This is a genomic window from Streptomyces sp. NPDC103540, assembly GCF_055584445.1.
The window spans coordinates 168,486-188,376 of the sequence record NZ_JBVJMA010000012.1 but is presented as its reverse complement, the minus strand read 5'-3'; the positions used below and the strand labels follow the sequence as shown (position 1 = coordinate 188,376).

The 19,891-nt window shown below is 71.9% G+C and carries 20 protein-coding genes; 17 read left to right on the top strand and 3 right to left on the bottom strand.

Annotated elements, in window-relative coordinates; genetic code table 11:
• Window positions 1-30 precede the first annotated feature (30 nt).
• The 9 genes from rpsK to glmM all read left to right on the top strand — a co-directional run bounded on the left by rpsK (window position 31) and on the right by glmM (window position 8,915).
• A complete protein-coding gene (rpsK, locus tag ACZ6ZI_RS27860) occupies window positions 31-435 on the top strand; it encodes a 30S ribosomal protein S11 (protein WP_003956432.1) in 405 nt (134 codons plus the stop codon).
• Between the two features lie 147 nt (window positions 436-582).
• Entirely contained in the window at window positions 583-1,605 is a 1,023-nt protein-coding gene (locus tag ACZ6ZI_RS27855) for a DNA-directed RNA polymerase subunit alpha (RefSeq protein ID WP_007265920.1), read from the top strand.
• Window positions 1,606-1,697: 92 nt separating this feature from the next.
• Window positions 1,698-2,174: a 50S ribosomal protein L17 gene (gene rplQ, locus ACZ6ZI_RS27850; protein ID WP_007265921.1), complete on the top strand. Its 477-nt coding sequence runs from the start codon at window positions 1,698-1,700 to the stop codon at window positions 2,172-2,174.
• Window positions 2,175-2,278: 104 nt separating this feature from the next.
• Complete coding sequence (gene truA, locus ACZ6ZI_RS27845) at window positions 2,279-3,142, top strand: tRNA pseudouridine(38-40) synthase TruA (protein ID WP_363060154.1); 864 nt, start codon at window positions 2,279-2,281, stop codon at window positions 3,140-3,142.
• A gap of 84 nt (window positions 3,143-3,226) precedes the next feature.
• Window positions 3,227-4,855 carry an ABC-F family ATP-binding cassette domain-containing protein gene (locus ACZ6ZI_RS27840; RefSeq protein WP_469525189.1) on the top strand — a complete coding sequence of 543 codons (1,629 nt, stop codon included), beginning with the start codon at window positions 3,227-3,229 and terminating at the stop codon, window positions 4,853-4,855.
• Between the two features lie 38 nt (window positions 4,856-4,893).
• Entirely contained in the window at window positions 4,894-6,177 is a 1,284-nt protein-coding gene (locus tag ACZ6ZI_RS27835; protein WP_469525186.1) for a glycosyltransferase family 87 protein, read from the top strand.
• A 242-nt stretch (window positions 6,178-6,419) separates the two neighbouring features.
• Window positions 6,420-6,863: a 50S ribosomal protein L13 gene (gene rplM / locus ACZ6ZI_RS27830; protein ID WP_363060160.1), complete on the top strand. Its 444-nt coding sequence runs from the start codon at window positions 6,420-6,422 to the stop codon at window positions 6,861-6,863.
• 42 nt (window positions 6,864-6,905) lie between these two features.
• Window positions 6,906-7,421 carry a 30S ribosomal protein S9 gene (gene rpsI, locus ACZ6ZI_RS27825; RefSeq protein WP_363060162.1) on the top strand — a complete coding sequence of 172 codons (516 nt, stop codon included), beginning with the start codon at window positions 6,906-6,908 and terminating at the stop codon, window positions 7,419-7,421.
• 135 nt (window positions 7,422-7,556) lie between these two features.
• Entirely contained in the window at window positions 7,557-8,915 is a 1,359-nt protein-coding gene (gene glmM / locus ACZ6ZI_RS27820) for a phosphoglucosamine mutase (RefSeq protein WP_469525183.1), read from the top strand.
• A 10-nt stretch (window positions 8,916-8,925) separates the two neighbouring features.
• On the opposite strand, the gene ACZ6ZI_RS27815 is transcribed toward glmM, so the two are convergent.
• On the bottom strand, window positions 8,926-9,891 hold the full coding sequence (locus tag ACZ6ZI_RS27815; RefSeq protein WP_469525181.1) for a TIGR00341 family protein: 966 nt from the start codon (window positions 9,889-9,891) through the stop codon (window positions 8,926-8,928).
• 35 nt (window positions 9,892-9,926) lie between these two features.
• Window positions 9,927-10,946, bottom strand: a complete 1,020-nt coding sequence (coaA, locus tag ACZ6ZI_RS27810; protein WP_363060168.1) for a type I pantothenate kinase — start codon at window positions 10,944-10,946, stop codon at window positions 9,927-9,929.
• Between the two features lie 263 nt (window positions 10,947-11,209).
• On the opposite strand from coaA, the gene ACZ6ZI_RS27805 reads away from it, so the two are divergent.
• The 8 genes from ACZ6ZI_RS27805 to ACZ6ZI_RS27770 all read left to right on the top strand — a co-directional run bounded on the left by ACZ6ZI_RS27805 (window position 11,210) and on the right by ACZ6ZI_RS27770 (window position 19,168).
• Entirely contained in the window at window positions 11,210-11,995 is a 786-nt protein-coding gene (locus tag ACZ6ZI_RS27805; protein ID WP_469525179.1) for a hypothetical protein, read from the top strand.
• 132 nt (window positions 11,996-12,127) lie between these two features.
• The gene (gene glmS, locus ACZ6ZI_RS27800; protein ID WP_469525176.1) at window positions 12,128-14,014 is read left to right on the top strand and encodes a glutamine--fructose-6-phosphate transaminase (isomerizing); all 1,887 of its coding nucleotides are present in this window, start codon (window positions 12,128-12,130) and stop codon (window positions 14,012-14,014) included.
• An 18-nt stretch (window positions 14,015-14,032) separates the two neighbouring features.
• On the top strand, window positions 14,033-14,401 hold the full coding sequence (locus ACZ6ZI_RS27795; protein WP_469525174.1) for a holo-ACP synthase: 369 nt from the start codon (window positions 14,033-14,035) through the stop codon (window positions 14,399-14,401).
• Window positions 14,402-14,417: 16 nt separating this feature from the next.
• Window positions 14,418-15,812, top strand: coding sequence for an NAD(P)H-hydrate dehydratase (locus tag ACZ6ZI_RS27790; protein ID WP_469525172.1), 1,395 nt, complete (start codon window positions 14,418-14,420; stop codon window positions 15,810-15,812).
• 95 nt (window positions 15,813-15,907) lie between these two features.
• Window positions 15,908-17,056, top strand: a complete 1,149-nt coding sequence (gene alr, locus ACZ6ZI_RS27785) for an alanine racemase (RefSeq protein ID WP_469525168.1) — start codon at window positions 15,908-15,910, stop codon at window positions 17,054-17,056.
• A gap of 17 nt (window positions 17,057-17,073) precedes the next feature.
• A complete protein-coding gene (locus ACZ6ZI_RS27780; RefSeq protein ID WP_469525166.1) occupies window positions 17,074-18,246 on the top strand; it encodes an alpha/beta fold hydrolase in 1,173 nt (390 codons plus the stop codon).
• On the top strand, window positions 18,203-18,766 hold the full coding sequence (tsaE, locus tag ACZ6ZI_RS27775) for a tRNA (adenosine(37)-N6)-threonylcarbamoyltransferase complex ATPase subunit type 1 TsaE (protein WP_469525163.1): 564 nt from the start codon (window positions 18,203-18,205) through the stop codon (window positions 18,764-18,766). The genes ACZ6ZI_RS27780 and tsaE overlap by 44 nt, the downstream gene beginning before the upstream one ends.
• Before the next feature lie 219 nt (window positions 18,767-18,985).
• Complete coding sequence (locus ACZ6ZI_RS27770; RefSeq protein ID WP_469525161.1) at window positions 18,986-19,168, top strand: hypothetical protein; 183 nt, start codon at window positions 18,986-18,988, stop codon at window positions 19,166-19,168.
• A gap of 51 nt (window positions 19,169-19,219) precedes the next feature.
• On the opposite strand, the gene ACZ6ZI_RS27765 is transcribed toward ACZ6ZI_RS27770, so the two are convergent.
• Window positions 19,220-19,777: a hypothetical protein gene (locus ACZ6ZI_RS27765; protein ID WP_363060185.1), complete on the bottom strand. Its 558-nt coding sequence runs from the start codon at window positions 19,775-19,777 to the stop codon at window positions 19,220-19,222.
• Window positions 19,778-19,891 lie beyond the last annotated feature (114 nt).

Sequence of the window (19,891 nt, the reverse complement as noted above, 5' to 3'; positions counted from 1 at the left end):
AGGACCGACCACCTCCCGTAGGAGTAAGAGATGCCCCCCAAGGGTCGTCAGGGCGCTGCCAAGAAGGTGCGCCGCAAGGAAAAGAAGAACGTCGCTCACGGGCACGCCCACATCAAGAGCACGTTCAACAACACCATCGTTTCGATCACGGACCCGTCCGGCAACGTGATCTCCTGGGCCTCCGCCGGCCACGTCGGCTTCAAGGGCTCGCGCAAGTCCACCCCCTTCGCCGCGCAGATGGCCGCCGAGTCGGCCGCCCGTCGCGCGCAGGAGCACGGCATGCGCAAGGTCGACGTCTTCGTCAAGGGTCCCGGCTCCGGCCGTGAGACCGCGATCCGCTCCCTCCAGGCCACCGGCCTCGAGGTCGGCTCGATCCAGGACGTCACCCCCACCCCGCACAACGGCTGCCGCCCCCCGAAGCGGAGGCGCGTCTGACCTCAGGTGCGTTACGCACTCTGTGGTTGATGTGGGACTCCGGGCGACACGCCTCCGCAAGGCGGCGTGTCGCCCGTACCCTTGCTGTACCTGGCTTTACCCGTCGGGCGTCAAATAGTGGGCGTCCACGAATGAAGGAACACAGACATGCTTATCGCTCAGCGTCCTTCGCTGACCGAAGAGGTCGTCGACGAGTACCGCTCGCGGTTCGTGATCGAGCCGCTGGAGCCGGGCTTCGGCTACACCCTCGGCAACTCCCTGCGCCGTACCCTCCTGTCCTCCATCCCGGGTGCCGCTGTCACCAGCATCCGCGTGGACGGCGTCCTGCACGAGTTCACCACCGTGCCGGGCGTCAAGGAAGACGTCACGGACATCATCCTCAACATCAAGCAGCTGGTCGTCTCCTCGGAGCACGACGAGCCGGTCGTGATGTACCTGCGCAAGCAGGGTCCCGGCCTGGTCACCGCTGCCGACATCGCGCCCCCGGCCGGTGTCGAGGTGCACAACCCGGACCTGGTCCTCGCCACGCTCAACGGCAAGGGCAAGCTGGAGATGGAGCTGACCGTCGAGCGCGGTCGCGGCTACGTCTCCGCCGTCCAGAACAAGCAGCTGGGCCAGGAGATCGGCCGCATCCCGGTCGACTCCATCTACAGCCCGGTCCTCAAGGTCACCTACAAGGTCGAGGCGACCCGAGTCGAGCAGCGCACCGACTTCGACAAGCTCATCGTCGACGTCGAGACCAAGCAGGCCATGCGCCCGCGCGACGCCATGGCGTCCGCCGGCAAGACCCTGGTCGAGCTGTTCGGCCTGGCGCGCGAGCTCAACATCGACGCCGAGGGCATCGACATGGGCCCGTCCCCCACGGACGCCGCCCTGGCCGCCGACCTGGCGCTGCCGATCGAGGAGCTGGAGCTCACCGTTCGGTCGTACAACTGCCTCAAGCGCGAGGGCATCCACTCCGTGGGTGAGCTCGTCGCCCGCTCCGAGGCCGACCTGCTCGACATCCGCAACTTCGGTGCGAAGTCGATCGACGAGGTCAAGGCGAAGCTGGCCGGCATGGGCCTGGCCCTCAAGGACAGCCCGCCCGGATTCGACCCGACCGCCGCCGCCGACGCCTTCGGCGCCGACGACGACGCGGACGCCGGTTTCGTCGAGACCGAGCAGTACTAAGCAGCACCCGTAGATCTTTCCCGCGGCGTCCGCCCCGGGGGAACTGACACCGGTACCTGACACGGCCGGTGCAGATATGAAGGAGTAACACCATGCCGCGTCCCGCAAAGGGTGCCCGTCTGGGCGGTTCCGCCGCGCACGAGAAGCACCTCCTCGCGAACCTCGCGAAGGCGCTCTTCGAGCACGGCCGGATCACCACCACCGAGGCCAAGGCCCGCCGCCTGCGTCCCTACGCCGAGCGTCTGGTCACCAAGGCCAAGAAGGGCGACATCCACAACCGTCGCCTGGTGCTGCAGACGATCACGGACAAGAGCATCGTGCACACGCTGTTCACCGAGATCGCCCCGCGCTACGAGAACCGCCCCGGTGGTTACACGCGCATCACCAAGATCGGCAACCGTCGTGGCGACAACGCCCCGATGGCCGTGATCGAGCTGGTCGAGGCCCTTACGGTCGCCCAGCAGGCCACCGGTGAGGCCGAGGCCGCCACCAAGCGCGCGGTCAAGGAGGCGGAGGCCAAGGCCGAGGCCACCGAGACCGAGGCCGTCGAGGAGACCAAGGAGGCCTGATCCCGTTCCGGGATCGAGCTTGCTTGATCGGCTCTGAACGGGCCCGCCCCCTTCCGGGGGGCGGGCCCGTTCTGCATTGCTGTGCTTCTGAGAGGATCGGTCACGTGAGTGACGAGGTGGAGCCCGGGCACGTCCGGGTACGGCTGGACCTGAGCTACGACGGCAAGGACTTCTCCGGCTGGGCGAAGCAGCGCACGCTGCGGACCGTCCAGGGCGAGCTGGAGAGCGCCCTCCAGACCGTGATGCGGCTGAAGGAGCCCGTCGACCTGACCGTGGCCGGACGCACCGACGCGGGCGTGCACGCGCGCGGCCAGGTGGCCCAGTTCGACCTGGCCGAGGAGGTGTGGGCCGAACACCACGACAAGCTGCTGCGCCGCCTCGCGGGCCGGCTGCCGCACGACGTACGGGTGTGGAAGGTCGCCGAGGCCCCCGAGGGCTTCAACGCCCGCTTCTCGGCCATCTGGCGCCGCTACGCCTACCGTGTCGGCGACCACCAGGCCGGCGTCGACCCGCTGCGCCGCGGCCACGTGCTGTGGCACCAGTGGCCCCTGGACGTGGACGCCATGAACCGGGCCTCCGCGGCCCTGCTGGGCGAGCACGACTTCGCCGCGTACTGCAAGAGGCGCGAGGGCGCCACGACGATCCGCACGCTCCAGGAGCTGAGCTGGGAGCGCGGGGCCGACGGCGTCGTCACCGCCACCGTCCGGGCCGACGCCTTCTGCCACAACATGGTCCGCTCGCTCGTCGGGGCCCTGCTGCACGTGGGCGACGGGCACCGGCCCGTCGAATGGCCCGGCGCCGTGCTGGCCGCCGCCGTACGGGACTCCTCCGTCCACGTCGTGAAGCCCCACGGGCTCACCCTGGAGGAGGTCGGCTACCCGGCGGACGAGTTGTTGGCCGCCCGCAGCAAGGAGGCGCGGAACCTGCGCACCCTGCCCGGGGCCGGCGGGGGCTGCGCGGGCTGCTGAGCCCGGCGCGGGCGCGTCCGTCCGCCCCGGCCCGCCCCCGTCGCGGCGCAATCCATTTGGGCGGCGCCGTGGCGGCCCCGCACAATGCGGGACATGGGACATCTCGAAGCGAGTCATCTGGAGTACTACCTTCCCGACGGGCGGGTACTGCTCCCCGACGTCTCCTTCCGGGTGGGGGAGGGAGCCGTCGTCGCCCTGGTCGGGGCGAACGGGGCCGGCAAGACCACCCTGCTCAAGCTGATCTCCGGTGAGCTCCAGCCGCACGGCGGCGGCGTCACCATCAGCGGCGGCCTCGGCGTGATGTCGCAGTTCGTGGGCTCCGTGCGGGACGAGACGACCGTACGGGACCTGCTGGTCTCGGTCGCCCAGCCGCGGATCCGGGAGGCCGCGAAGGCCGTGGACCGGGCCGAGCAGCTGATCCTGACCGTCGACGACGAGGCCGCGCAGATGGCGTACGCGCAGGCGCTCAGCGACTGGGCCGACGTCCAGGGCTACGAGGCGGAGACCCTGTGGGACGTCTGCACGATGGCCGCGCTGGACATCCCGTACGACTCCGCGCAGTTCCGCGAGGTGCGCACGCTGTCGGGCGGTGAGCAGAAGCGGCTCGTGCTGGAGGCGCTGCTGCGCGGTCCGGACGAGGTGCTGCTGCTGGACGAGCCGGACAACTACCTGGACGTTCCCGGCAAGCGGTGGCTGGAGGAGCAGCTGCGGGCCACGCGCAAGACGGTGCTGTTCGTCTCGCACGACCGGGAGCTGCTGACCCAGGCCGCCGAGAAGATCATCAGCCTGGAGGCGAGCCCGACCGGCTCCGACGTGTGGGTGCACGGGGCGGGCTTCGCCACCTACCACGACGCCCGCAAGGAGCGCTTCGCGCGCTTCGAGGAGCTCAAGCGGCGTTGGGACGAGGAGCACGCCAGGCTGCGGGCCCTGGTGCTGCGGCTGCGCAACCAGGCGGCGTCCAGCCCCGACATGGCCTCGCGCTACCGGGCGATGCAGACCCGCTTCCAGAAGTTCGAGGAGGCGGGCCCGCCGCCCGAGCCGCCGCGCGAGCAGGACATCAAGATGCGGCTCAAGGGCGGCCGGACCGGTGTGCGGGCGCTGACCGTGGAGAACCTGGAACTCACGGGGCTGATGAAGCCGTTCTCCCTGGAGGTGTTCTACGGGGAGCGCGTCGCGGTCCTGGGCTCGAACGGCTCGGGCAAGTCGCACTTCCTGCGGTTGTTGGCGGGGGAGGACGTCCGGCACACGGGGCAGTGGAAGCTGGGCGCGCGAGTGCTGCCCGGGCACTTCGCGCAGACGCACGCCCATCCGGAGCTGTTCGGTCGCACCCTCGTCGACATCCTGTGGACGGAGGCGGCGAAGCCCCTGGGGCAGGCGATGGGCGCCCTGCGCCGCTACGAGCTGGAGCGGCAGGCGGAGCAGCCGTTCGAGAAGCTGTCGGGTGGTCAGCAGGCGCGTTTCCAGATCCTGTTGCTGGAGCTGGCCGGCACCACGGCGCTGCTGCTGGACGAGCCGACGGACAACCTCGACCTGGAGTCGGCGGAGGCCCTCCAGGACGGGCTGGAGGCGTACGAGGGCACGGTGCTGTGCGTGACGCACGACCGCTGGTTCGCGCGCACATTTGACCGCTATCTGGTCTTCGGTTCGGACGGTGTGGTGCGGGAGACTCAGGAGCCCGTCTGGGACGAGCGTCGGGTCGAGCGCAAGCGCTGAGGGGAACCTCCCCCTCGGCCGGTCGAGGGGGAGGCGTCGTGGGGCTGCGGCCTGGGATCCGGATCGCGAAGTGGGGCCGACCGCCCGCGTCCGACGGGTGGACGGCCTGGCTGACGCGGCCGGCGCCCCGGTCGTGGCGGCTGGTCTCGCTCGCGGTCCTGCTGTTCGTCTGCGTCTCGACGAGCCTGCGGGAGAACTGGGGATCGGACAACGCCTTCGTGGTGAAGGCGGCCGAGGCACTGCTCGCCGGGGTCTCCCCGTACGAGGACAAGCGGTTCCTGTACCTGCCGAGCGCGGTGCTGATGGCGGTGCCGGAGGCGCTCGTGCCGCGGTCGGTGCTGCGGTGGTCGCTGCCGGTGGGGATGACGGGGCTGACGGCCCTGGGTTGGTGGGCGGCGCTCCGGTTGTTCGGGGTGCCGCCCACCTCGCGTTTCGCGGTCGGGGGCCTCGGGCTGCTGGCGCTCGCGTACAAGCCGTACGCGAACCTCGTGCTGATCGGGAACTGGACGGTGATCTCGGCGGCGGCCCTGCCGGTGGCGCTGTTGCTGGCGCACCGGCGGTCGTGGGGGGCCGCGGGGCTGGTGGTGGGGCTGGCGATCGCCTGCAAGCCGATGCTGGTGCCGATCGGGTTGCTGTTCGTGCTGGCCCGGCGGTGGCGGGGGCTGGCGGTGGCGGTGGCGGTGCCGCTCGGGTTGTCGCTGGTGGGGGCGCTGGTGATGCCGAGCCCGTCGCTGTTCTTCACCAAGACGCTGCCCTTCCTGCTCCAGGGGCAGGACGCGTACGCGTTGCCCTGGGACGCGTCGCCGATCGCGGTGCTGCCGCGGCTGGGGGTGCCGGAGCCGGTCGCGGTGGCCTTGGCGGGTGCGGGGGCGGCGGCCGGGCTGTGGGCGGCGTGGACGCGGTGGCGGCGTCCGGACGCGGAGGGCGAGGGCGGTGAGCTGAGGCTCGCGGAGACGGCGTGCATGGTGATGCTCGCCGCATTCCTGGTGTCGCGGCCCTCCTTCGACCACTACCTGCTGGTGGTGCTCCCGCTGCTGCTGGCGACGGGTGCGCGGGAGGGTTCGATGCCGCGTACGCCCTGGTTCTGGCTGGCCCTGGTGCCGCAGGCGGCGCTGGTCCCGTGGCCCTCGGAGCTGGCCCACAAACGGCGCGCCTTCAGGGACTGCGCGACCCTGTGCGGGCTGGCGGTTCTGCTGGCGCGTCGTGCGAGGGGCTCGGGGCGGGTTACTCTGGAGCCCGTAACAACTGCGGGGTCCCCACCCAGGACCGAACCGGAGTGCGCCGCGAAGCCGAGTCGATCGTCATCGCGGACCGCGTTTTGACCCGTACGGGTCTGCTTGGGTATCCTGCTGGTTTGTTATGCGTATTGGCTTTCTCATTCTCACGTGAAAGGGCCTTACGCCGGTCCACCGGACCGATGACCAGCGGTTCACCGTTCACGAGGGTTGCGTCCCCGATGTGAACGAGGGCTGTCGTGATCGTCCGTGGTGACCCTGTCAGGACCCTTCCCCCGGGGCTCGCGCCCCATGGGATGACCCACCACTGAAGAAGCGAAGGCATACGCGTGCGTACGTACAGCCCCAAGCCCGGCGACATCTCGCGCCAGTGGCTCGTCATCGACGCCCAGGACGTCGTCCTCGGCCGTCTGGCGACCCAGGCCGCTGCCCTCCTCAAGGGCAAGCACAAGCCGACCTACGCCCCCCACATGGACATGGGTGACTTCGTCGTCATCATCAACGCCGACAAGGTGCACCTGTCCGGTAACAAGGCGTCCCAGAAGATGGCCTACCGCCACTCCGGCTTCCCGGGCGGTCTCCGCTCCGTGCGTTACGACGACCTCCTGGCGAACAACCCGGAGAAGGCCGTCGAGAAGGCCGTCAAGGGCATGCTCCCCAAGAACACCCTGGGCCGTCAGATGCTCTCGAAGCTGAAGGTCTACTCGGGCGACCAGCACCCCCACGCTGCCCAGCAGCCGGTGCCGTTCGAGATCACCCAGGTCGCGCAGTAGTTCCGGCCACCCCCTAAGACGTAGAAAATTCTGAGGAGCATCGTGGCCGAGACCACCGCCGAGACCCCCGTCGAAGAGTTCGAGGGCGTCGAGGAGTACACCACCGAGACCGAGGTCGTCGTCGAGGGCGACTACACCTCCGAGTCCCTTGCCGGTCGCTTCGGTGACCCCCAGCCGGCCGCCGGCCTGGGCCGTCGCAAGAACGCCATCGCCCGCGTCCGGATCGTTCCGGGCACCGGCAAGTGGAAGATCAACGGTCGCACCCTTGAGGACTACTTCCCCAACAAGGTGCACCAGCAGGAAGTCAACGAGCCCTTCAAGCTCCTGGAGCTCGACGGCCGCTACGACGTCATCGCCCGCATCTCGGGTGGCGGCGTCTCCGGCCAGGCCGGTGCCCTGCGCCTCGGTGTCGCCCGTGCGCTGAACGAGGCGGACGTGGACAACAACCGCCCGGCGCTGAAGAAGGCCGGCTTCCTCTCCCGCGACGACCGTGCGGTCGAGCGCAAGAAGGCCGGTCTCAAGAAGGCCCGTAAGGCTCCGCAGTACAGCAAGCGTTAATCTGCGCCTGCTGTTCTGCAACGAAACCGCCCCGGCAGCACTCTCTGTGCTGCCGGGGCGGTTCGTTTACCGCCATAAGCGGCAAATACCTGTCACAAGCGGTCACAAGCAAAGCGTGAGCTCGGGAGGACAACAGTGGGACGACTCTTCGGGACGGACGGTGTACGAGGCGTAGCCAACGCGGATCTGACGGCCGAGCTCGCGCTCGGCCTCTCCGTGGCGGCGGCGCACGTACTCGCCGAAGCGGGCACCTTCGCGGGCCACCGGCCCACGGCCGTGGTGGGCCGGGACCCCCGCGCGTCGGGCGAGTTCCTGGAGGCCGCGGTCGTCGCGGGCCTCGCCAGCGCCGGCGTGGACGTCCTGCGCGTCGGTGTGCTGCCCACCCCGGCGGTGGCGTATCTCACCGGTGCTCTGGGTGCCGACCTCGGCGTGATGCTGTCGGCCAGCCACAACGCCATGCCCGACAACGGCATCAAGTTCTTCGCGCGCGGCGGCCACAAGCTCGCCGACGAGCTGGAGGACCGCATCGAGTCCGTCTACGAGGAGCACCGCACGGGCGCTCCCTGGGACCGGCCCACCGGCTCCGGCGTCGGCCGCGTCTCCGACTACACCGAGGGCTTCGACAAGTACGTCGCGCACCTCATCGGCGTCCTCCCGAACCGTCTCGACGGCCTGAAGGTCGTCCTCGACGAGGCCCACGGCGCGGCCGCGTACGTCTCGCCCGAGGCCTTCACCCGCGCCGGCGCGGAGATCGTCACGATCGGCGCCGAGCCCGACGGGCTGAACATCAACGACGGCTGCGGCTCGACCCACCTGGACCTGCTGAAGCAGGCCGTGGTGGAGCACGGCGCGGCCTTCGGCATCGCGCACGACGGTGACGCCGACCGCTGCCTGGCGGTGGACCACACCGGCGCCGAGGTCGACGGCGACCAGATCCTCGCCGTGCTGGCGCTGGCCATGCGCGAGGCGGGGCAGCTGCGCGAGAACACCGTGGTCGGCACCGTCATGTCGAACCTGGGCTTCAAGCTGGCCATGGAGGGCGAGGGCATCCAGGTCGTGCAGACCGGTGTCGGCGACCGCTACGTGCTGGAGTCGATGAAGGAGCACGGCTACGCGCTCGGCGGCGAGCAGTCCGGCCACGTGATCATCCTCGACCACGCGACGACCGGCGACGGCACGCTGACCGGCCTGATGCTGGCGGCGCGCGTCGCGGCCACCGGCCGCACGCTGGCCGACCTGGCGGGGGTCATGGAGCGGCTGCCGCAGATCCTGATCAACGTCCCGGACGTGGACAAGTCCCGGGTCGCGACCTCGGGCGAGCTGGCCGCGGCGGTGGCCGACGCCGAGCGCGAGCTGGGCGCCACCGGCCGGGTGCTGCTGCGCCCGTCCGGTACGGAGCCGCTCGTACGGGTGATGGTGGAGGCCGCCGACATCGAGCAGGCCCGCGCGGTCGCCGGCCGGCTGGCCGACGTCGTGAAGTCCGCGCTGGGCTAGTCGGACCCGCTCATCGGCCGGGGGCCTCGTGGCTCCCGGCCCGGCGGATCCAGCGACCGCGCTGGGTCCGCCACAGCGCTTTCTGGGCGTACAGGGTGGCGATGCCCGCGAGCATGATGCCGCCGAGGTTGAGCAGGAGCTGTTCCGCCGAGCCCCACATCTGGGCGAACTCCCCGTATCCGAGTGCCACGGCGGCGTTCGCGGCGGCCGGGACGGTCGTCACGGAGATGGCCACGCCGACCAGCGCGCCCGATTTCGCGGAGGTCAGGGAGAGCACTCCGGCCACGCCGGCCAGGAGCGAGACCACGAAGGAGAACGGGTCCGGCTGCCAGATGAAGCCGGTGTTCGGGCGGGGTCGCTCCAGCATCTCCGGATCGAACTGTCCGATCGCGTCCATCCCGAGGCTGAAGACGGTCGTGGCCACGATGGCCGCGGCGAACCCGACCAGCAGCGCGGTCAGGGAGCGCAGGGCGAGCCGCGGCTCGCGCCGGACGACGCCGACGGACACCCCCGCGAGCGGGCCGAACTCCGGGCCGACGGCCATGGCGCCCACGATGAGGACCGCGTTGTCCAGCACCACACCGCAGGCGGCGATCATGGTCGCGAGGATCATGAACGCGCAGTAGGTGATGGAGAGCGTGGACTCCTCGTGGGTGGCCTCGGTGAGCTGTCCCCACAGCACGGCGTCGGCGGCCTCGCCGGGCGCCTCCTCCTCGGCCTCGTCGGCCCGCTCGGACAGGGACAGGTCGATGTTCTCGACGGCGATCGAGCCGTCCTTCTCGATGCCCAGGGCCTGGAGCTCGCCGAGCAATTCGTCACCGGCCTCACGGGCCACGTCGCACAGCACGAGGTCGCCCGCCGGCACCCGGGCCGCGCCGGGCAGGACGACGAGGTGGGTGGTGCCGACCGTCCGCTCGACGACCGCGACCACCTCCTCCGTCCGGTCGGGCGGGGTGATCATCCGTAGATGCAGCATGGCCGCACCCTAGGGCCTGTCGGCCCCGGCGGCGGTCAGAGCTTGCGCAGGCTCAGCTTCTGCACCTTGTGGTCGGGGCCCTTGCGGACCACGAGGGTGGCGCGGCCGCGGGTGGGCGCCACGTTCTCCAGCAGGTTCGGCTTGTTGATGGTCCGCCACATCGTCTGGGCGTACTCCAGGGCCTCCTCCTCGGAGACCTGGGTGTACTTGCGGAAGTAGGAGAACGGGTTCTGGAACGCCGTCTCGCGCAGCTTGCGGAACCGGTTGAGGTACCAGCGCTCGATGTCCTCGGCCCGGGCGTCGACGTACACGCTGAAGTCGAAGTAGTCGGCGAGGGCGACGCGGGTGCGGCCGTCCTTGCCGGGCAGGGCGGGCTGGAGGACGTTGAGGCCCTCGACGATCAGGATGTCCGGGCGGCGGACGACGAGCCGCTCGTCGGGGACGATGTCGTAGATCAGGTGGGAGTAGACGGGGGCGGTGACCTCGTCCTTGCCGGCCTTGATGTCGGCGACGAAGCGGGTCAGCGCGCGCCGGTCGTAGGACTCGGGGAAGCCCTTGCGGGAGGTCAGGCCGCGGCGCTGGAGTTCCTTCATCGGGTAGAGGAACCCGTCCGTGGTGACGAGCTCCACCCGCGGGTGCTCGGGCCAGCGGGCAAGGAGGGCCTGGAGGAGGCGGGCGACCGTGGACTTGCCGACGGCGACGGAGCCGGCGACGCCTATCACGAAGGGGGTGCCCTGCTGGGCGCCGTGGCCGTTGCCCGCGTCGCCGAGGAAGGTGTTGACGGTGCCGCGCAGGTTGCTGGTGGCGCCGACGTAGAGGTTCAGCAGGCGCGAGAGCGGCAGGTAGACGTCGCGCACCTCGTCCAGGTCGATCACGTCGCCGAGGCCGCGCAGCCGCTCGACCTCGTCCGCCGTCAGCGGCAGGGGCGTGCGCTCGCGCAGGGCGCTCCACTCGGACCGGGTGAGGTCGACGTAGGGGGACGCGTCGGAGACCCGGCGGGGGCCGGTGCGCTCCGTCGCGCGGTCCGGCGTGCAACGCGTAGGCGATGTGATCACACCGCCATTGTCGGGGTTCGGGGTCGCTCGTGGGTGGTGGGGTCGGTCACGTGGGGTCGCGCCACGAGCGGACGCGGGGTTGTACGCGTGCCGGTATCGATCGGAGGGCCGCCCGGTCTCGTGCGGATCACGATTGCGTCCGGAGCCCGAAAATACCGATCACCCGGTCGAGCGAAGTCGTAGATTGACGATCACCGTGGCGCTGATCTGCGCATTTTTGGTGCGCTTCAGCCTGCCTTTACTTTTTCCGGGGGAGTCCTTCCGTGCGTTCCGCTGTTGTCCGTCGTTCCGTCCTGGCCGCCTCCGCGGTCTCCCTGAGCCTGCTCGTCACCGCGTGTGGCTCCGGCGACTCGAAGTCGGACGCCAAGTCCGACGCGAAGCCGGACGCCAAGGCGTCGGCGTCGGCGAGCGCCGCTCCGGCCGCCAAGGCGAAGACCGCCGCCGAGCTGGCCCCGCTGCTGGTCACCCAGGCCGATCTGCCGGACCACAAGATCGGCGCGGACAAGTCCATCGACGCCGCGCAGAGCGAGAAGGTCACCACGGACAAGGCCGCGTGCCAGCCGCTGGTCGAGCTCCAGAGCTTCAAGTCGGCCGGTACCCCCGCGGGCACCGCCCACACCGGGACCACCGAGAACTCCAAGGCGCCGTCCGAGGGCGCCAGCGTGGAGGAGAAGCTCAACGCGATCACGGACAAGCTGTCGGCGACCCGCACCGTGGTCATCCTCTCCTCCTACGAGGGCAAGGCGACCGAGGAGACCCTCGCCGCGGTGAAGTCCGCCGTCACGGCCTGCGCCGCCGGCTACACCGTCACCGCGGGCACCGAGGTCACCAAGGTCGAGAAGGCCGCCGCCTCCACCGCGGTCACCGCCGGCGACGAGGCCTTCGCCTTCAACACGACCATCGACCTGAAGGACGGCCAGAAGAACACGATGGAGTTCGTGGTCGTCCGCAAGGGCAACGTCCTCGCGTCCTTCGCCTCCGTCAGCGGCGCCGGCCAGGCGAAGCAGCCGAAGACGGTCGTCGAGGCGCAGGTCAAGAAGCTCGGCTGAGTCGCCGTCAGCGACGGCCCGTAAGGCCGTTCGAACAGTCGTCAACCCCGCTCCGGCGCTTTTCGCCGGGGCGGGGTTTTCGTCTCGTCCAGGTACCGGACGGCCGGCCCGGCGCGGCGTACGCTGCCGCCTATGTGCGGAATTGTGGGTTACGTAGGAGCGCAGTCTGCGCTCGATGTGGTCATCGCCGGACTGAAGCGGCTGGAGTACCGCGGCTACGACTCGGCGGGCATCGCCGTGCTCGCCGACGGGAGCCTGGCCAACGTCAAGAAGGCCGGGAAGCTGGTCAACCTGGAGAAGGAACTGGTCGGGCGGCCGTTGCCCGCCGGTTCCACGGGCCTGGGACACACGCGGTGGGCGACCCACGGCGGCCCCACCGACGTCAACGCCCACCCCCACCTGGACAACTCCGGGCGGGTGGCCGTCGTCCACAACGGCATCATCGAGAACTTCGCGGCGCTGCGCGCCGAACTGGCCGAGCGGGGGCACCGGCTGGAGTCCGAGACGGACACCGAGGTCGTGGCGCACCTGCTGGCGGAGCGCTTCGAGGCGGCCGGGGGCGCCGTGGGCGGAGCCGGCGGCGCCGCCCGCGCCGGCGGGCTCGCCGAGGCGATGCGGCAGGTGTGCCGGCGGCTGGAGGGCGCCTTCACCCTGGTCGCCGTGCACGCCGACGAGCCGGACGTGGTGGTCGGCGCGCGCCGCAACTCCCCCCTGGTGGTGGGCGTCGGCGAGGGCGAGAACTTCCTGGCCTCGGACGTGGCCGCGTTCATCGCCCACACCCGATCGGCCATCGAGCTGGGCCAGGACCAGGTCGTCGAACTGCGCCGCGACGGGGTCACCGTCACCGACTTCGACGGCGCGCCCGCGACCGTGCGGGCGTACCACGTGGACTGGGACGCCTCCGCGGCCGAGAAGGGCGGCTACGACTACTTCATGCTCAAGGAGATCGCCGAGCAGCCGAAGGCCGTCGCCGACACCCTCCTGGGCCGGATCGACGCGAGCGGCCTGCTGACCCTGGACGAGGTGCGCATCCCCGCCTCGGTGCTGCGCGAGGTCGACAAGGTCGTGATCGTGGCCTGCGGTACGGCGTACCACGCGGGCATGATCGCGAAGCTGGCCATCGAGCACTGGACCCGCATCCCCTGCGAGACGGAACTGGCCAGCGAGTTCCGCTACCGCGACCCGATCCTGGACCAGCGGACGCTGGTGATCGCGATCTCGCAGTCCGGCGAGACCATGGACACCCTGATGGCGCTGCGCCACGCCCGTGAACAGGGCGCCAGGGTGCTGGCCGTCTGCAACACGAACGGTTCGACGATCCCGCGCGAATCGGACGCCGTGCTCTACACGCACGCCGGTCCCGAGGTCGCCGTGGCCTCCACGAAGGCGTTCCTGACGCAGCTGGTGGCCTGCTACCTGGTCGCCCTGTACCTCGGGCAGGTGCGGGGCACCAAGTGGGGCGACGAGATCCGGGCGGTGATCCGGGAGCTGTCCGACATCGCGGCGGCCGTCGACACCGTCCTGGAGACGATGGAGCCCGTACGGGCCCTCGCGCGTTCCCTCGCCGACAAGGACACCGTGCTGTTCCTGGGCCGGCACGTGGGCTACCCGGTGGCGCTGGAGGGCGCGCTCAAGCTCAAGGAGCTGGCCTACATGCACGCCGAGGGGTTCGCGGCGGGCGAGCTCAAACACGGGCCGATCGCGCTGATCGAGAAGGACCTGCCGGTGGTCGTGGTCGTGCCCTCGCCGCGCGGGCGCTCCGTCCTGCACGACAAGATCGTCTCGAACATCCAGGAGATCCGGGCCCGCGGGGCGCGCACGATCGTGATCGCCGAGGAGGGCGACGAGGCGGTCGTCCCGTACGCCGACCACCTGATCCGCATCCCGGCGACCCCCACGCTGCTCCAGCCGCTCGTGGCCACGGTGCCCCTCCAGGTGTTCGCCTGCGAGCTGGCCACCGCGCGTGGAAACGAGGTGGACCAGCCGCGTAACCTCGCCAAGTCCGTCACGGTGGAGTAGTCGTCAGGGGTTGGTGTTGTGATCATCGGTGTGGGGATCGACGTCGCGGAGATCGACCGGTTCGCCGCGGCGCTGGAGCGGACGCCCCAACTGGCGGCCCGCCTCTTCCTCGACGCCGAGATGACCCTGCCGAGCGGCGAGCGGCGCGGCAGCGCGTCGCTCGCAGCCCGCTTCGCGGCCAAGGAGGCCCTGGCCAAGGCGCTGGGGGCGCCGGGCGGGCTGCTGTGGACGGACGCCGAGGTGTACGTGGAGGATTCCGGGCAGCCCCGCCTGCGGGTGTCCGGGACGGTCGCGGCGCGGGCCGCGTCCCTCGGGGTGAAGTCCTGGCACATCTCGCTGAGCCACGACGCGGGAGTCGCGTCCGCTGTGGTGATCGCCGAGGGATGACGGGCAGGCTGGGGGCATGCGTACCGCTTACAGCGTGGAGACCGTACGGGCCGCCGAGCGCGAGCTGATGGCCCGCCTGCCCGAAGGCGCCCTCATGGCGCGCGCCGCCGCCGGACTGGCCGCCGTCTGCGCGGGGTTGCTCGGACGCGTCTACGGCTCCCGGGTCGTGCTGCTCGTCGGGCCCGGGGACAACGGCGGCGACGCCCTGTACGCGGGTGCCCGCCTGGCCCGGCGCGGGGCGGCGGTCACCGCGGTGCCCCTGGACCCCGAACGGCTGCACCCCGGCGGGTGGGCCGCGCTGCGGGCCGCCGGGGGCCGCCTCGCCACGACCGTGCCCACCCGGGCGGACCTGGTGCTGGACGGGCTCGTCGGCATCGGCGGACGCGGCGCACTGCGCCCGGAGGCCGCCGCGCTGGTGGCGGCCGTGCCCGTCGGGGTGCCCGTCGTCGCGGTGGACCTGCCGAGCGGGGTGGACGCCGACACCGGGGAGGTCGCGGGCCCGGCCGTGTCGGCGGACGTCACCGTCACCTTCGGGGCGCACAAGCCCGGCGTGCTCATCGACCCGGGCGCCTCGCGGGCCGGTGTCGTGCGGCTCGTCGACATCGGGCTGGAGCTGCCGCCCGCCCCCGCGATCGAGGTGCTGCAACACGCGGAGGTCGCGGCCCTGCTGCCGACCCCCACGGCGAGCAGCGACAAGTACCGCCGCGGCGTCGTCGGCGTCGTCGCCGGGTCCGAGCAGTACCCCGGGGCGGCGGTGCTGGCCGTGGCCGGCGCCCTGCGGGGCGGCGCGGGCGCGGTGCGGTACGTGGGCCCGGCGGGGGACGCCGTCCTGGCCCGGTACCCGGAGGTGCTGGTGGGGACGGGCCGGGTGCAGGCCTGGGTCGTCGGGCCGGGCATCGGCGCGGGGCGGGAGGCCGAGGTCGAGAAGGCGCTGGCGGACCGCGACGTGCCCGTCCTGCTCGACGCCGACGGGCTGCGGGCTCTGGACGCCGCCCTGGTGCGCTCGCGCCGGGCGCCCACCCTGCTGACCCCGCACGCGGGGGAGGCGGCGGCGCTGCTGGGGACGGCCCGGCAGGAGGTGGAGGCCGGGCGGCTGGCCGCCGTGCGCGAGCTCGCCGGGCGGTACGGGGCCACGGCCCTGCTGAAGGGCTCGACGACGCTGGTGTCCGCGGGAGGCGTCGTACGCGTCAACCCGACGGGCACGCCCTGGCTGGCGACGGCGGGCAGCGGCGACGTGCTGTCCGGCCTGGCCGGCGCCCTGCTCGCGGCGGGCCGCGACGGCCTCGACGCGGGATCGCTGGCCGCCTACCTCCACGGACTCGCCGGCCGGCGGGCCGCCTCGGGCGCCCCGGCCCTGGCCCACGAGGTCGCCTCCGCGCTGCCGGCCGTGTGGCGCGACATCACCACCTGAGCGACCGACTTCGTCCCGAGATGTCCCACAGCGGGCCGGTGCACCCCGGCCGGCCTGCGGCGAAGGGCGGGCGGGCCTCTGAGAGACTGGGGGCGATGAACGAGACAGCCACGCGCGTGTACGCCGAGATCGATCTTGACGCAGTACGGGAGAACGTACGCGCACTGCGCGCGCGGGCGCCCCGTTCAGGCCTCATGGCCGTCGTCAAGGCGGACGCCTACGGGCACGGGGCCGTCCCCTGCGCCCGCGCCGCCCGCGAGGCCGGCGCCACGTGGCTCGCCACCGCCACCCCCGACGAGGCGCTCGCGCTGCGCGCCGCCGGCATCGAGGGCCCGATGCTGTGCTGGCTGTGGACCCCCGGCGCCCCCTGGCGCGAGGCCATCGAGGCCGACATCGACGTGTCCGTCAGCGCCCTGTGGGCCCTCGACGAGGTCCGCGCCGCCGCCCGCGCCGCGGGCCGCACCGCCCGCGTCCAGCTCAAGGCCGACACCGGCCTCGGCCGCGCCGGCTGCCAGCCCGCCGAATGGGCCGAGCTCGTCGGCGCCGCCGTGGCCGCCCAGGCCGAGGGAACCGTCCAGGTCACCGGCGTCTGGTCGCACTTCGCGTGCGCCGACGAACCGGGCCACCCCTCCATCGCCCTCCAGCTCGACGCCTTCCGCGACATGCTCGCCTACGCGGAGAAGGAGGGGATCGACCCCGAGGTCCGTCACCTCGCCAACTCCCCGGCGACCCTCACCCTCCCCGAGAGCCACTTCGACCTCGTCCGCCCCGGCCTCGCCCTCTACGGCGTCTCGCCCGCCCCCGAACTCGGCACCCCCGCCCAGCTCGGCCTGCGCCCCGCGATGACCCTCAAGGCCTCCCTCGCGCTGGTCAAGCGGGTCCCCGCCGGGCACGGCGTCAGCTACGGCCACCACTACGTCACCGAGGGCGAGACCCACCTCGCCCTCGTCCCCGCCGGGTACGCCGACGGCCTGCCCCGCAGCGCCTCCGGTCGCGGCCCCGTCCTCGTCGGGGGCCGGATCCTGAACGCCGCCGGACGTATCGCCATGGACCAGTTCGTCGTCGACCTCGGCCCCGACCTGGGCGGTGTCCCCGTCCGGGCCGGCGACGAGGCCGTCCTCATCGGTGACGCCGAACGGGGCGAACCCACCGCCGAGGACTGGGCTCAAGCGGCGCACACGATCGCGTATGAGATCGTCACCCGTATCGGAGGTCGGGTGCCCCGGGTGTACCTGGGCGGCTGAGTGAGGACGGCGACGTCGTGAGCGAGAACTGGCGCAAGGCCGGCTGGGCCGGCGCCGCCATCGGTGTCATAGCGGCGGGCGCCGCGGCCGGTGTCGCGGTCGAACGCATCACCGTGGGGCGGGGCATCCGCATGAAGGCCCGACTCGCCCTCGACGCGACCGGGGACTACGGCTCCCTGCGCGGTACCGAGGGCACCTGTCGGGCCGAGGACGGCACCGCGCTCCACCACGAGGTCGACGAACTCCCCGAGGAGGCACCCAAAAGGCGACTGCGCCGCAAGGGCCCGCCCCCGGTCACCGTCGTCTTCTCCCACGGCTACTGCCTGGGGCAGGACTCCTGGCACTTCCAGCGCGCCGCGCTGCGCGGACTCGTCCGCTGCGTCTACTGGGACCAGCGCAGCCACGGCCGCAGCATGCGCGGCCTCGCCCAGGCCGACGGACTGCCCGTCACCATCGACCAGCTCGGCCGCGACCTCAAGGCCGTCATCGACGCCACCGCCCCCGAGGGCCCCCTGGTCCTCGTCGGCCACTCCATGGGCGGCATGACCGTCATGGCGCTGGCCGACCAGTTCCCCGAGCTCGTGCGCGACCGGGTCATCGGCGTGGCCCTCGTCGGCACCTCCAGCGGCGGGCTCGACCAGGTCACCTACGGACTGCCCTCCGTCGGCACGGCCGCGCTGCGCCGCCTGCTGCCCGGAGTGCTCAAGGCGCTCGGATCGCAGGTCGAACTGGTCGAGAAGGGCCGACGGGCCACCGCCGACCTCTTCGCCGGCATGATCAAGATGTACTCGTTCGGCTCCCGGGACGTGGACCCGGCCGTCGCGCGCTTCGCCGAGCGGCTGATCGAGGCCACCCCCATCGACGTCGTCGCCGAGTTCTACCCGGCCTTCCAGACCCACGACAAGACCGAGGCACTGCAACGCTTCGCGGAGATCCCGGTCACCGTCATCGCCGCCGACCGCGACATGATCACCCCGGCCGAACACAGCGTCACCATCAAGGAGGCCCTCCCGGCCGCCGAGCTGGTGGTGCTGGAGGACACCGGGCACCTGATGATGCTCGAACGCCCCGACATCGTGACCGGGCTGCTCACCGACCTGCTGATCCGCGCCGGAGCCCTGCCCGCAGCGACTAACGTGGGGACCCATGGAAGAAGTACCGCGGGAAGCGCCGCGCAGCCCGGCGGCTGAGGTCCTGGCCGAGGCCGCCGCCGAAACCCTGATCACCGTCGACTCGCCCGACTCCATGCGGGAGCTGGGCCGTCGGATCGCCGGCCTGCTGCGCCCCGGCGACCTCGTCCTGCTGACCGGCGAACTCGGCGCGGGCAAGACCACCCTGACGCGCGGCCTGGGCGAGGGGCTCGGCGTCCGCGGGGCCGTGACCTCCCCGACCTTCGTGATCGCCCGGGTGCACCCGTCCCTGGGCACCGGCCCGGCGCTGGTGCACGTGGACGCGTACCGGCTCGGAGGCGGGCTGGACGAGATGGAGGACCTGGACCTCGACGTCTCGCTGCCCGAGTCCGTGATCGTCGTGGAGTGGGGCGACGGCAAGGTGGAGGAGCTGTCGGACGACCGGCTGCACGTGGTCATCGGACGGGCCGTCGGACACGAGGAGGTCCTCGACGACGTGCGCGAGGTCGCGGTGCGCGGCGTCGGCGCGCGCTGGGCCGAAGCCGGACTGGAGACCCTGGCGGGCCAGGGGGCGCGCTAGCGGCGCACGGTCACGGTCACGGTCACGGAGAGTGTTTCGAGGGGCGCCCCCGCGGTGGGGCGCCCTTCGGCGTTCCGGTCGCGGGCGGGCCCTCGCGGCGGAAACGTCCCGACAAGACGTCGGCAACATATTGCGCCGGCGTGGCGTCGCGTGATGACATGGTACCCAGCGTTGGTTAGGTATACCTAAGTACGCCGTCCCGGGATCCAGGAGGCAGCCATGTCGGCAGCACGAGCAGCAGAGCGAGCGCCCGTCGTGTCCATGCGGGCCCTGCTCGCGGCGGGCATCGCCGCCACGGCGGTGTCCACCCCGCCGACGGTGCGCCCGTTCCCGGACCCGGAGGTCGCGGCCGTGGCCGCCGCACACGCCGAACAGGCCGCCCCGGAGTCGGAAGCGGCCTGAGCCCTCACCCGTTCGGGTGGGGGAGGGGGAACCCGTGCGGGCGGCGACGTGTCAGGGGACGACGACGACCTTCGCGCTGATCGTCGCGAACGCCCACATGGCGTCCCCGTCGCCCCGCGACATGCGGATGCCGCCGGTGCGCTTCGTCGGGTCCGGCTCGGGCATCGCACCGTCCACCCGCGCGCTGAAGCCGACCGAGATCCCGTCCGAGGTGGCGAACCGCACCACGTGCTCGATCGGCACCCCGTCGGAGCCGGTCACCGACCCGGAACGGGACCCGACCACGTACGTCCCGGTCACCGGGTGCACGGTGCTCGGCATCACCGCGAACGTCTTCGGCTGGCTGCCGTCCTCGGGGACCAGCCAGACCCGCTTCTGCGAGATGGAGTACACCACCCGCGTGCCCGTGCCGGAATCGGCGGGCACCGCCGCCGGCTTGGCGGGGTCCTGCTTGGCCGGGGGCTGCTCCTGCGCGGCCGCCGGGGTCTGCGCGGCGGGCCGCAGGGGGTGCTCGGGGGCGGACGCGGACGCCTGGTAGGCCAGGAACCCGATGGCGGCGACCGCCGCGAAGGTGAGCCCGGCCACGATTCCCGAGCTTCTGCGTGCCACCTTGCTCCACCTCTCCGCCGCCCGCGTCGCCGACCTGCTCGCGGGCCACGACTGGTAACGGTCGAATATCCCGGTCGAAAGGTAGCAGCCGGGCCCGGCCGGCGACCGGCCGCA

Coding starts and splice junctions, on each gene's coding strand:
- rpsK (WP_003956432.1), top strand. CDS start 31: ATGCCCCCCAAGGGTCGTCAGGGCGCTGCCAAGAAGGTGCGCCGCAAG.
- ACZ6ZI_RS27855 (WP_007265920.1), top strand. CDS start 583: ATGCTTATCGCTCAGCGTCCTTCGCTGACCGAAGAGGTCGTCGACGAG.
- rplQ (WP_007265921.1), top strand. CDS start 1,698: ATGCCGCGTCCCGCAAAGGGTGCCCGTCTGGGCGGTTCCGCCGCGCAC.
- ACZ6ZI_RS27840 (WP_469525189.1), top strand. CDS start 3,227: ATGCGGGACATGGGACATCTCGAAGCGAGTCATCTGGAGTACTACCTT.
- ACZ6ZI_RS27815 (WP_469525181.1), bottom strand. CDS start 9,891: ATGCTGCATCTACGGATGATCACCCCGCCCGACCGGACGGAGGAGGTG.
- glmS (WP_469525176.1), top strand. CDS start 12,128: ATGTGCGGAATTGTGGGTTACGTAGGAGCGCAGTCTGCGCTCGATGTG.
- ACZ6ZI_RS27790 (WP_469525172.1), top strand. CDS start 14,418: ATGCGTACCGCTTACAGCGTGGAGACCGTACGGGCCGCCGAGCGCGAG.
- alr (WP_469525168.1), top strand. CDS start 15,908: ATGAACGAGACAGCCACGCGCGTGTACGCCGAGATCGATCTTGACGCA.
- tsaE (WP_469525163.1), top strand. CDS start 18,203: ATGGAAGAAGTACCGCGGGAAGCGCCGCGCAGCCCGGCGGCTGAGGTC.
- ACZ6ZI_RS27770 (WP_469525161.1), top strand. CDS start 18,986: ATGTCGGCAGCACGAGCAGCAGAGCGAGCGCCCGTCGTGTCCATGCGG.